The 12,713-nt window shown below is 26.7% G+C and carries 11 protein-coding genes and 1 other annotated feature; all 11 genes read right to left on the bottom strand.

Annotated elements, in window-relative coordinates:
• Nucleotides 1–10: 10 nt before the first annotated feature.
• Nucleotides 11–1,444, bottom strand: coding sequence for a cell wall metabolism sensor histidine kinase WalK (gene walK, locus IC218_RS03970; protein WP_227435951.1), 1,434 nt, complete (start codon nucleotides 1,442–1,444; stop codon nucleotides 11–13).
• 2 nt (nucleotides 1,445–1,446) lie between these two features.
• A complete protein-coding gene (gene walR / locus IC218_RS03965) occupies nucleotides 1,447–2,145 on the bottom strand; it encodes a cell wall metabolism DNA-binding response regulator WalR (protein ID WP_227435949.1) in 699 nt (232 codons plus the stop codon).
• 28 nt (nucleotides 2,146–2,173) lie between these two features.
• Nucleotides 2,174–3,553 (bottom strand): hypothetical protein, encoded by a 1,380-nt coding sequence (locus IC218_RS03960; RefSeq protein ID WP_227435946.1) that lies wholly within the window; start codon nucleotides 3,551–3,553, stop codon nucleotides 2,174–2,176.
• Nucleotides 3,554–3,700: 147 nt separating this feature from the next.
• Nucleotides 3,701–4,849, bottom strand: coding sequence for a THUMP domain-containing class I SAM-dependent RNA methyltransferase (locus IC218_RS03955; RefSeq protein WP_227483138.1), 1,149 nt, complete (start codon nucleotides 4,847–4,849; stop codon nucleotides 3,701–3,703).
• 53 nt (nucleotides 4,850–4,902) lie between these two features.
• Complete coding sequence (gene larE, locus IC218_RS03950) at nucleotides 4,903–5,721, bottom strand: ATP-dependent sacrificial sulfur transferase LarE (protein WP_227483139.1); 819 nt, start codon at nucleotides 5,719–5,721, stop codon at nucleotides 4,903–4,905.
• Nucleotides 5,722–6,085: 364 nt separating this feature from the next.
• On the bottom strand, nucleotides 6,086–6,787 hold the full coding sequence (locus tag IC218_RS03945) for a DUF4253 domain-containing protein (protein WP_227823855.1): 702 nt from the start codon (nucleotides 6,785–6,787) through the stop codon (nucleotides 6,086–6,088).
• Between the two features lie 824 nt (nucleotides 6,788–7,611).
• On the bottom strand, nucleotides 7,612–7,974 hold the full coding sequence (locus IC218_RS03940; protein WP_227435937.1) for an arsenate reductase family protein: 363 nt from the start codon (nucleotides 7,972–7,974) through the stop codon (nucleotides 7,612–7,614).
• A 470-nt stretch (nucleotides 7,975–8,444) separates the two neighbouring features.
• Complete coding sequence (locus IC218_RS03935) at nucleotides 8,445–9,104, bottom strand: amino acid ABC transporter ATP-binding protein (protein WP_227823854.1); 660 nt, start codon at nucleotides 9,102–9,104, stop codon at nucleotides 8,445–8,447.
• 32 nt (nucleotides 9,105–9,136) lie between these two features.
• On the bottom strand, nucleotides 9,137–9,748 hold the full coding sequence (locus IC218_RS03930) for an amino acid ABC transporter permease (protein ID WP_227435933.1): 612 nt from the start codon (nucleotides 9,746–9,748) through the stop codon (nucleotides 9,137–9,139).
• Nucleotides 9,749–9,785: 37 nt separating this feature from the next.
• Entirely contained in the window at nucleotides 9,786–10,589 is an 804-nt protein-coding gene (locus IC218_RS03925; RefSeq protein ID WP_227435931.1) for an amino acid ABC transporter substrate-binding protein, read from the bottom strand.
• Nucleotides 10,590–10,721: 132 nt separating this feature from the next.
• Nucleotides 10,722–10,982 (bottom strand) — a binding site (T-box leader).
• A gap of 86 nt (nucleotides 10,983–11,068) precedes the next feature.
• Nucleotides 11,069–12,376, bottom strand: coding sequence for a hypothetical protein (locus tag IC218_RS03920; protein WP_227823853.1), 1,308 nt, complete (start codon nucleotides 12,374–12,376; stop codon nucleotides 11,069–11,071).
• Between the last annotated feature and the right edge of the window lie 337 nt (nucleotides 12,377–12,713).

The raw sequence follows: 12,713 nt of genomic DNA, 5'->3' as shown, positions 1-12,713 counted from the left end.
TTCTAAGAATTTATGCCTGTTTAGCAAATTTATTTTTTATATTAAAAGTTATTTTTGTTCCAACATTCTTTTCACTTTCTATTTTCATTACTCCACCATGAAGTTTTACAATTTCATTACTAATTGCAAGACCTAATCCACTGCCAGCCTTGTTGTAATCCTCTTGGAAAAATTTATCTAAAACTTTATTTAAATTTTGCTTTTCTATACCTGAACCATTATCTTCAACTGATATAGTTGTTATATCTTCATCCTGAGAAGCTACAACTTTTATGTAACCACCCTGACTAGTGAATTTAAATGAATTTTGTATTAAATTTATAAGAACTTGTCTTAGTCTATTTTTATCTCCTTGGATATTTTCTATGAATTCATTTTCAAATTCAAATAAAAGTGATATATCTTTTTCAGCTGCTTTAACTTTCAACTGATTTACAACCCCAACAACTAATCCTTCAACATCAACTATATCAATATGAAGCTTTATCCTATCAGAAGAAAGCCTTGAGAAATCCAATAATTCTTCTACCAACTTTATAAGTCTTTCTGTCTCATCTTGTATAATACCTAGACCTAAATCTAACTCTTCTCTAGTTATACTTTCATATCCTAATGTTTCACTCCATCCCTTTATAGATGTAAGAGGGGTTCTCAACTCATGAGATACAGAAGATATAAATTCTTCTTTCAATTTTTCACTCTTATCAATTTCATGTGCCATATGTTCAAATGTCTGTGCTAAATCACCAATTTCATCATCTACAATCTTCATATTTTCCAATTTTATATTGTAGTTTCCTACAGCTAATTCGTTTGCAAACTTCTTTAGCTCTCTCAATGGTTTTATAAGAGTCTCAGCAAATTTGAGACTTATTAATATAGCTATAATAAGTATAAATATTCCCGCCAATATAAGCCATGTAGCTTGCTTTAATATGGCGTTATCAATTCCATCTAATGAAACAGTATATCTAACAACACCTTCTATAATATTATTTACTTTGAGTGGTAAGGAGATGCTCATGACATGCTCTCCTGTATCTGGTATTTTATAAGTATATGGTGTTAAATTTTTAGTCTTTACATCTCTTAATGCATTATCTACATCTTCATAATTTGCTTTTTCTTTACTTTTAAATCCATATTGGTCCAATATAACATTTTTATTCTTATCTATTATCGAAATCCCAAATTCTGAATTCTTTGTTAATGGCTGTTTATCAAAAATATTTTTAACTTTTTTCTCAAAGCTTGTAGTTTCCATTGTAATAGCATTATATTCATCAGCGTATTTTATTTCAGATTCAAGTAACTGTTTAACAGAATCATAGTAATAGTTTTGTATATAAAACATGAATAGCCCTTCAAACAGAGTTACCATTATAATAATTATTATAAAATAGTTTTTTATTACTTTTTTTCTCAGACCTTCAAAATGTAACACTATTATTCTTCCTTTCTAAAACAGTATCCATAACCCCAAATAGTTTGTATATATTTTGGTTTTGATGGGTCATCTTCTATTTTATTTCTTATCCTTCTTATATTTACATCTACTATTTTAAAATCATACAAATAATTAGTTCCCCATACCTCATCTAATATCTGATCTCTACTTAATGATTGTTTAGCATTTGATATCAAATATTTTACTATTGAAAATTCTGTTGGAGTAAGTTCAATCTCTTTACCATTCTTAAATAATTTTCTTTTATCTATATCAAGTATAAATGGTGGCGAGACTATCTCACTTGACTTAACATTTGAATCATCTTTTGCAACTCTTCTGATAAGAGCAGAAACCCTAACTAAAAGTTCCTTTATACTAAATGGTTTTATGATGTAATCATCTGCTCCTGAAATAAATCCTTCTATTTTATCATCTTCTTGAGCTTTTGCAGTAAGCATTATTATCCCAACTTGATCAAAATTTTCCCTTATAAACTTACAAACCTCTATCCCACTTATATCTGGAAGCATTACATCTAAAAGAGCTATTGTAATATCACTTTCTGTTGTCATTTTTTCTATAGCTTCTCTACCAGTACCTGCTTCAACTATTTCATAGCCTTCTCTTTTTAAGTTTATACTGACAAAACTTCTAATTCCAATTTCATCTTCTAGTATAAGTATTTTTTCCTTCATAAAATAAAACCTCCAATTGAGTGTAATATTAACCATATATTAATGAGAAATACTCTTTTAATGCGTCTATCGTAATATCTAACTTATCCATTTCATTTGCATCATTTATAGTTAGTAAAAAAGTATATTCATCGCTTTCTTGAAGTACAATAGAATTTTGTGTATTTGCACTTTTTCTATCTTCAAGTTTATTTTTACTCTCTACTATTATATTAAATAAATTCTTACGTTCTGAATAATCAAAATAGTAAAATTTAAATACAGCTTTTTCCCCAACAAATTCTTGTTCAACAATTATTTTATCTACTAAATTATTTTGCATAAATAATCTAAAATTGTATTTATAATTATAGTATATCTGGCTTATAAATATTAATTTTGAATTAGAATCTTCTTTCCCATTCCATCTGTACCAACTTATATTAGCAGATGCTTTAGAGGTATAAGTATTTCTATTCCCTCCAGCAACTATAGGTATCTCTATAATTTTATCTTTATCAACATCATCAACAGGTATGTAATAAGGTTTAGTAATAGTTTTATCATAATCACTAAACACTTTTTGAATTTTATCATTTTTCATATATAATATCTGTGTGATATAATTATTTTCTTTTAACATGGGAATATCTAGTACAACACCTTTGATGGATGCAGCTGAATTTCCAACAGATGAAGCAACATTACCTAGAGTTATATATAACTCATTTAGATTTTTTACATTTTCAAATTTGACATAATCCTTAACCTTCATAGTTCCATCAAAATTTGCAACAGTTGCAAACATCTCATTAGTTTTATTATTCAAATGAAGCATTAATATATCTATCTTGTCATCTCCATCTATATAACCAATCTTTACCTTCATATCGTTAAAATCTTCTTTATTTTGAATCCAAGAAGCATCTAAATCGTATACTTTTGTGATTTCATTATCCCTTACTTTGTATATATGCATATTAGTTTTATCTTTGGATTTAACAAGTAAAATAACTTCCTTATATCCATCTGAATCCAAATCATAGAAATTAGCATATTCTATTGATTCTCCATTTTCTAAATAATGGTCTCCTAGTACATATTTTTCACCATTGTAACTTAAAGTTACAAAACCTACTTTATTAACATTATTACTTAAATCTTCTTTTTGCTCAAATACTACTAATTCATCAACTCCATCACTATTTAAATCTACCTTATTTATTTTTCCTACCTCTTTTGTATTAGAAGGCAATATCATAGATGAGTCTGGTTTTAGTAGCTGATCTATACCATCGTACAATACTTTTTTTGTATCATCATAGTTAGGTATCTTTGCCAATTGTTCTGGAGATTCAGTTTTAACATTACATCCAGTAACAAATAACATCATTAAGCCTGATACAATAATAAGCTTTAATAACTTCATTTAACCCCTCCTAATCCTACAATCTTAAATTTTTCTTTTTTCTCGCAAAAATCTCCTCACAATAGTTAGACGTTTCAAATCCTCATAAGGTTTTACTTATTTTAACAAAACTTTATATTTTGATAAAACTTATGATAAATATAAAATCTAATTATTATTTCTAGGAGGTTTAGGCCCTGGATATTGGAAAAAGTTAGTTTTTAGCATACCATTATATAATTTTCTCTTTTTAGCTGCTTTTTGTCCAAATTCATATTCAAATTCTTCATAGGAAGTTATCAGATAATATGACCAATTTTTTAACTTTCTAAATGCATAACCAAGCTCTTTATATAATTGTTTAACACTATCCTTATCTTCCAATCGTTCTCCATAAGGAGGATTGGTAACTATAAATCCAAATTCTTCTTCACTCTCAAACTCAGTTGCATCTCCTACATTGAATTCTATATATTCATCTACACCTGCTATTTCTGCATTTTCTCGAGCTATATCTATACATTCTGCATCTATATCATATCCATAAATTTTAAATTTAGATTCATTGTCTATTTTATTAAAAGCATCTTTTCTTACATCCCACCAAATCTTTTTATCAAGCGTTCTCCATTTTTCTGATATAAATTCTCTATTTAATCCAGGTGCCATATTTATACCTATCATAGCTGCTTCAATTAATATAGTACCAGAACCACACATAGGGTCTACTAAAGTCCTACCTGCTTTCCAAGGAGTTAAGTAGATAAGTCCAGAAGCTAAAGTTTCTCTTATCGGAGCTTTATTTGCTTTTTCTCTATATCCTCTTTTATGTAAAGCATCTCCTGTTGTGTCTATTGAAAGAGTTACTTTATCTTTGTGTATAAATACAAATATAGGGTATTTTTCTTTATCTTCTTTAAGCAAACCATCCTCTAAATAACTTTTCTTCAAGCTTTCTACAATAGCTTTTTTTACTATAGCTTGTACATCTGGTGTACTGTATAATTTTGATTTTATAGAAGAAGCTTTTGAAATAGGAAATTGAGCTCCATAAGGTATATATTTAGACCAATTTATCCTTTTTGTATTTTCAAATAATTCATCAAAGCTTTTTGCTTCAAACTCAGCAATCTTAAGATGTACTCTTTCTGCACATCTTAACCACATGTTTGATTTTGCTATCCCAAATTCATCAGTCTTATATGTTATTCTTCCATCTTCTGTTTTTATTATTTCATATCCCAAATTAGTAATTTCTCTAGCCAACATTTTTTCCATTCCAAAAAAACATGGCGATATTAATGTATAGTTTTTCATAAAACCTCCTGTTTCCTATATTAATTACAACGATTATTTATTTTTTAACCTATTTACATGTTTAAATTCATACTTCCCATTTGATATCCTGACATATCTAGTGTAACATATTTAAAGCCAAATTTTTTTAATTTAGTGTCAACTTTACTAAAATTGTTATTTTCAAAAAATTTACCTAATTCTTCCTGATTAACTTCTATTCTAGCTATATCTCCATGCATTCTTACTCTAAATTGAGAAAAGCCCAAATCAGATAAATATTCTTCACTTTTTTCTATTATCCTAAGCTTTTCATCTGTAATTTCAACACCATAAGGAATTCTGCTTGCCAGACATGCAAATGATGGTTTGTTAAAAGTTTCTAACTTCATATCTCTTGAAAGTAACCTAATTTCATTTTTCTTTAATCCACTTTCTTTCAATGGACTAATTACTTCTAGTTCATTTAGTGCTTTAAGACCTGGTCTATAGTCTCCTAAATCATCTACATTGGTTCCATCTACTATGTACTTTATATTATGTTCCTTTGCGACCTCTTTTATTTTAGTAAATATATATTTTTTACAATAATAACATCTTTCAACACCATTTTCTTTGAATTCCTTTAAATCAAAATCTTCTATTCTTAATATAATATGTTTAACTCCAAAATTTTTAGTATATTGTTTTGCTTCTTCTATTTCTCTATTTGAGTGCATCATTGCATGAATAGTTACAGCTATAACATTATCTCCTAATGTATCTCTTGCTACTTTAAGTAAGAAATTACTGTCAACTCCACCTGAATAAGCAACTGCCACACTTTCTAATCCAATCAATTTTTCTCTTAATTTTTCTAACTTTTCTCTTTCCTTCACTAAATCTACCTCCATATCAATAAAATATGAACTCTAAAACTATTCTTATTTTTTACATACTTAATGATTATAACATATAAAGTATATATTTAAAAAATTAGAATGACTTTTAAATATATTAATTATAATATTAAAGTACTTTTATTTATATCTTTACAATTTAAGCATATTGCTGTATTACACTATATAAAAACAAAACAGTGTAATACAGTAATATACTTAAAAGCCATGAAGCCTAAATAGCCTATCTTCATGGCTAAGTTCACGATTTTATTCTCATATAATTACTCTTCTTATCGATATAATTGTAAATTACAAAAAGATACTATCATTAAAAATGTTTTAAAAACTTAATACTTATAGTTTACAGAGCCCTATATCAATCCCACCAAAAAAGCCATATGGTAGAATCTTGTATTACCTCTTTTAGAGCTCTTAATGTCTCATATCCTTGTACAATAATATCTTCACAGTACAAGATTAACTCTATGCATAGGTTATTGAACATTTTATTGTCACTAGGTATATTTTTTGAAAAATATTGGACTGTGTCACATCCAATTGCTATTGGGTATGCTCCATAGTTTTCGTACCAATATTTTGCAACTGCTATATGCTCTTCATCACTAGGACAATCGTTAAATCCACCAATTGGTATATATGCAAATACTTCATAAGGTTTAGTTGTTGGAACTTTAGCTATGTAAACTTTGTTATTTTCTTGAAATATATCTATATTTGTAATTGGGTTAAAACTTTTATAATCACAAAAAATATCTTCTGACTCTATGAGTTCCTTTACCACCTCTGAAATTTCACTCTTCCTACACTTGAAAAATTCATTTACATCAATTTCATTATATTTTTTCAGACAATGCTCTTTGTAGTTCTCAAGAGAACCATACTCTTTATTGACAATATCAATGTTTTCTTTTAGCAATCCTACCTTTTCATCGATAATTATAATTGGTGTATATCCTTTTTCTTTTCCATCTTCTATCATTGTCTCCAATAAATTGTCAATATCAATCTCATTGTTCACAGGAACACATTCAAAACCATATAAATCTTCAATACCCATATTTATCTCCTATTCTTTTTAGATTTAATTCTTTTGAAAGTTTTCTTTTTTTGTTGTCAAATTTTTAAATACTATTATTATTTGTAAAACTATAAGTAGAGGTATAATTTATAAAAAACATTCATATTAAATAAATTTTCATTTAATTTTTTGTATAAATATAACGTTTTTATGACAATATCCTCATATAAATATAATATCACAAAACAAATGTTCATGGTTAATAATAAGTAATTTTGTAATAATTCGTTGTAATATTATGTTATTTTAAATAAAATAAATGATATAATTTGTATAAGAAAGGGTATATTTATTCACATTAAATTTATTTGAGACAAGGTCAATGTGAATTTTTTTAATAGTAACAAATATCCCCAAAATAATAAATAATATTAGACTTTATGTATAGTATAAATTCTAATAAATCACATGCATGTTTGCAAGAATTAATAGATTAAAATCAAGATTTAGATTTAATAGTACTTTTATGTGAAAAGATATGTATTTATTTAATATATTAAACTCAGAAAGTACAAGATTCTACTATCTAATAGCTAATAATTCTATTGATGTGCTTTTAATCCCAATACTAAAAACACTTACATAGAGACTAGAAATGTACTTTTCTAACTTGTAATTAACAGTAATTACTATGTATAAATTTTAACTGCATTGAGAAAATAGTAGAATAATATACCTGTAAAATTTATTAGAGTTGTATATTCACGTGTATTTCTTATTATTTATGTATAACAAAAGTAAATTTAATACATAAATTTATAGGTGTACCAATTAAAAATTTTAACTAATACACCCATTGATTTCTATTCTTCCTTTAATAAAATATCTTTCCATACATCTTCTTTAAACCCTAATAGTACATTTTTACCATCAAATAGTAGTGGTCTTTTAATAAGCATACCATCACTTACTAATATTTCTAGCAGTTTATCATCTGACTCAGTCTTTACTACATCTTTAAGACCTAGTTCTCTATATTTCATTCCACTTGTATTAAAAAACTTTTTTATATCATATCCACTAATATTATAAATTAATTCTAATTCATTTTTAGTTGGTGGATTTTGAACCATATCTATATCCTCAAATTCCAAATTATTTTCTTTAAGCCATTTTTTTGCTTTTTTAACTGTAGAACATTTTGTATATCCATATAATTTAATCATTATAGTAAAACTTCCTTTCTAATTTTTTATCTCTATATTTACATTTTTATACCCATAATATGTATATTATAATCAAGTTTTATCATAAATACGATAGAACAGTTCAAATTTTCTAGCATCAATAGATACAGTCTTAGTTATATTAAAATCTCCATATTTGCTTTCATTAAATTTATAATTGCTACTGTTGATGATAAATTCTTCCTCCTCATACTTTTTCTTTAGCTATTTTGGTGTGAAGTATGGCATTTCTATAATTTTAATCTTACATTATACATTTTTTGAATTTGTATACATGTAAAAGCCGTGACAGTTTGATATCACGACTTTTTTACCACACAGTTAAATTAAATTTTAACTGCTCTAATATATCAAAATTTATATTTTTCATTGTAAAAGTCAGACAAACAATTCTTATTTTTTTATAAAATTTCAATATAAATTTCGTTTTTAAAAATTTAAACAATTTTTTATTTTATTTGAATATCCTCAACTATACCATCTTTTATACTTATAATCTTATCAGCAACACTATTTGAAAATACAACATCATGTGTAATTATCAGTATAGTCATGCCTTTATCTTTAAGCCTATTCATTATATTTACTACTTTTTGAATAGTATCAATATCAAGTGCAGAAGTAGGCTCATCAAAACAAAGAACTTTTGGCATTAATGCACAAGACCTAGCTATTGCAACTCTTTGTTGCTGTCCTCCTGACAACTCAAATGGATATGAATTCAATTTTTCTTCCAAATCAACTAGTCTCAAAAGTTCTTTAGCTCTATTTTCAGCTTCCTCTCTAGGGACTTTAAAAACATTAACTGGAGATTCAATTATATTTTCAAGGACAGTCATATGAGGAAATAGATTAAAGTTTTGAAAAACCATACCTATTTTACCACGTATTTTTGCCATGTCTTTCTTACTTTTTATTATTTCATTATCTATTATAATTTCTCCACTATCAAATTCTTCAAGACCATTTATACATCTTAATATTGTGGTCTTCCCTGCACCAGATTTACCAAGCAAAACTCCAATCTGACCTTCTTCTAGTTCAAAAGAAATATCTTTAAGCACTTTATTTTTTTTAAATGATTTATTTAAATTCCTGATTTTCAACATATAAAAAACCTCCTCCTATAATTATTGTAGCTTTATCTGTAATAAGAATATTTTTTTTCAAGTAATTCAAATCCCTTAGTAAGTATAGCTACAAATATAAGATATATTGCTCCTGCCTCAAATAGTGGTAACAAACTTGCTTCTCTATTCATTGCTATTTGAGATATTCTTAAAATATCATTTAATCCTAATATATATACTAAAGATGTATCTTTTACTAATGTAATTACTTCATTTGAAATAGGTGCTAGTATTCTTTTAAAAACTTGTGGAAATATTATTCTCTTGTACATCGTAAATTTGTCAAACCCTAGTACTTTTGAAGCTTCATATTGACCTCTATCTATTGATTGTATTCCACCTCTAAATATTTCTGCAAAGTATGCTGCATAATTTAAGAAGAAAGCTACTATTCCAGCTGTAAACCTGTCAAATACAATTCCTATAAGAGGTAAACCATAGAATATGACTATCATTTGTAAAAGTAAAGGTGTTCCTCTCATTATTAATATATAACATTGTGTAATACCACTTATTAATTTATTTTTTGATAATCTTAAAAATGCAACTCCAATCCCCAATGGAATTGATACTATTAATGTTATACAAAACATTGCTATAACTATTTCTAAACCTTGTAACATGCCTTTAGTGCCCCCTTCTTAACAGCTAACTTATCTCTTATTTAAACCACTTATCATAAATTTTGTCAAAAGCTCCATCTTTTTTCATTTCTTTTAATGTTTCATTTATTTTTTTACAAAGTTCTGGATTTTCCTTAGATGTTGCTACAACATAATCTTCTAATCCAAAATCTTCTTTTAATACTTTATATTTATCTTCACCTTTTTGTCCCATATAGTATCTAATTAAAACTTCATCACCAACAACTGCGCTAGTTCTACCTATCTCTAAGTCTCTAAGTGCTTTATCGTAAGTATCATAAAGAACTGGTGCTCCACCCTTTAAGCTATTCATAAAATCTTTATCTTTTTCTACTGCATCAAGAGCTGTTGAACCTTGTTGAGTTCCAACTTCTTTATCTTTTAAATCAGCTTTTGTATTTACTTTTGAATCACTTAAAGTAACTATTATTTGTTTATTTTGTAAATAAGGTTCTGTATATGATACTATTTTCTTTCTCTCATCTGTTATAGAATATCCATTCCATAATACATCTACAGTTTTTGAATCATTTAACTCTGTTTCTTTCATTGACCAATCTATTGGTTGAAATTTAACTTCCATTCCAAGTCTCTTAAATGTCTCTTTTGCTAAATCAACATCAAATCCCACTGTTTCTCCTTTTTCATCTAAAAATCCCATTGGTACAAATGTATTATCAAATCCTACAATTACCTCTTTTTTTGATGCATTTGAAGCATCTTTATCCTTTTCATTATCTGATTTTGAGCAACCTGCCATTCCACTTACTAAACCTAACATAATTGTAAATAATCCTAATTTTTTTAATATATTTTTCATAATATTCTCCCTCGTCTTTTAAATTTTTAAATTTTAAATATTTTGATTATTTCAGAAAAAATGTATCTATTGCAATATAATTCTCTGCGCGCTTAAAAAATTATATTAAAAAACTCCCGTCTCTAGCTATTGCTAGAGGACGGGAGTTAAATCTCGTGGTTCCACCTCTGTTCATTAATGCCTCACGACACTAACCTCTTTAAGTACAATAATAATTATACTCTAGCACTATAACGGATGCAAGGATACCGGGAAACTCCTAGTAAAGTATTTTTACTCTTTCAGAGTCCTGCTCAAAGATGTGTTCAAAGTAAAATCTATTGCTCCTCTCACCAATCGGAAACTCTCTGTTTAAGATTACCCACTTTTACTATTTCTTTTCATCGCATTTAATGTTGTTTTGAATTCTTATTTATGATATTGATTTTATATCATAAGGCAATATCTGTCAATATATATTTTAAAATAAATATAAAAATCTAATTCCAAGGTACAACTTCTACCTCACCATAGCATCGTTCTACCAATCTATTAGAATACTCTCCTTTATATCCCAAAATAAAAAGCAAAACAAGCTCAATATATCTTGTTCCTATTGAAATGATATTCCAAATGTCTTCAACTTCTAATGTAGCTCTATGAGCTTTTCTACTTGGATGAACTATACTATTTCTTAAATAAATAACTAAATCTATTCCATCATCAAACTTCTTTTTTATCATGCTATCAAATATGTCTAACTCATATTTACCATATGGTATCTTACATATATCAAGTAGAAGTCTGATATTTTTAGATGCCAAATTATGGTCAAAAGTTTCATCTGTAAGCACCTTATTTTGCTCTACCAGCACTACATATGACAAAGTTTCAAGTGCAATCTGTACAGATATTATATTATTTTCCATAGTCACACTTCCAAGAGACTCTATATACCAATCAACGACACTCTTTATCGCGGAGCCATAATAAAAATCTTCTAATTTTTTACACATGAGACTTATATATTTTTCTATATTATGATAGTTCGACAGCGTATCTGACCATGTTGGTACATATCTAAAAGGTGTTATTTGATTCTCATTCCAAATTCTATAAACTTCATTCCCATTTCTATATCCTTTTGCCAAACAAAATCCAACATATCTGCCACACATAAAACTCAAGGCTGTTGATATTCTATCTAAAAGATTTATTGTATTATTAGTTCTAAAAATTTTACCATCTTTTCTTCTAATCCTACCTACATGAGTTATTATTGCACCAGATTTAGACTTTAAATCTGACTTCAATTCTTTTCTATAATCATACCGTTTATCTATAGTAACAACATAATCATTTATATCAAATTCAATTCTACCTGCATATACCTTATCATTGTATTTTATAAGTTTTCCAGGTATTTTATCTAAGTTTATTATATTAAAATCTACATGTTCAACATAAGAGTTTTTAGATTTTATACAATCATCATTGATATATCCTTCTATCACAAAATCACTTAGAGTGTTTATTGTTATAGAAATAATCTTATAACCATAGACTTCAAGAATAGCATTATCATAGTCCAAAACTAAGTTCTCATCTTCATTTTCTATATCTTCAATGCAACCTATATCTGCTTTAAAACTTATGGATATTGGAGGTGTCATTTTATAATAAATTTTTCCATTACATCTATATTTCTTATCTAAATATATACAAAATCTACCTTCATAGATACTAATATCTTCATTGATACCATAGCTTAAATATTCTGATGTTATAGAATCATCAATTTCTTTCATTTTTATTCCCACCTTTGCTTTTGTATAATAACATGGGGATTTCATTTCTTTTTTATTTAGTAAAACCCAATCTATTATATAATTCAATATATTATTTTTATTAATTATGTATTTTATAATTTCTTATAAAAACAGTATCATTCTAGTATCATCGTTTGTTAGAGACATTATGTATTTTATAATTTTTTATTTATTAATAATACCTAAAATAGATTTTAAGAAATCATTTTATTACCATAGCTTTTATTCATTTAGATATTATCATTCATATATGTACATTGTCAAAGAAAACATTTAATTTATTAAATATTTTCTTTAACAATATATTATTATAATC

Source organism: Clostridioides sp. ES-S-0005-03 (assembly GCF_020658455.1).
In the GTDB taxonomy this organism is placed as follows: domain Bacteria; phylum Bacillota; class Clostridia; order Peptostreptococcales; family Peptostreptococcaceae; genus Clostridioides.
Note: the sequence above shows the minus strand (reverse complement) of the source record. Positions and strands in the feature narration are given on the sequence as shown.

Coding starts and splice junctions, on each gene's coding strand:
- walR (WP_227435949.1), bottom strand. CDS start 2,145: ATGAAGGAAAAAATACTTATACTAGAAGATGAAATTGGAATTAGAAGT.
- IC218_RS03960 (WP_227435946.1), bottom strand. CDS start 3,553: ATGAAGTTATTAAAGCTTATTATTGTATCAGGCTTAATGATGTTATTT.
- IC218_RS03955 (WP_227483138.1), bottom strand. CDS start 4,849: ATGAAAAACTATACATTAATATCGCCATGTTTTTTTGGAATGGAAAAA.
- larE (WP_227483139.1), bottom strand. CDS start 5,721: ATGGAGGTAGATTTAGTGAAGGAAAGAGAAAAGTTAGAAAAATTAAGA.
- IC218_RS03945 (WP_227823855.1), bottom strand. CDS start 6,787: ATGGGTATTGAAGATTTATATGGTTTTGAATGTGTTCCTGTGAACAAT.
- IC218_RS03940 (WP_227435937.1), bottom strand. CDS start 7,974: ATGATTAAATTATATGGATATACAAAATGTTCTACAGTTAAAAAAGCA.
- IC218_RS03935 (WP_227823854.1), bottom strand. CDS start 9,104: ATGTTGAAAATCAGGAATTTAAATAAATCATTTAAAAAAAATAAAGTG.
- IC218_RS03930 (WP_227435933.1), bottom strand. CDS start 9,748: ATGTTACAAGGTTTAGAAATAGTTATAGCAATGTTTTGTATAACATTA.
- IC218_RS03925 (WP_227435931.1), bottom strand. CDS start 10,589: ATGAAAAATATATTAAAAAAATTAGGATTATTTACAATTATGTTAGGT.
- IC218_RS03920 (WP_227823853.1), bottom strand. CDS start 12,376: ATGAAAGAAATTGATGATTCTATAACATCAGAATATTTAAGCTATGGT.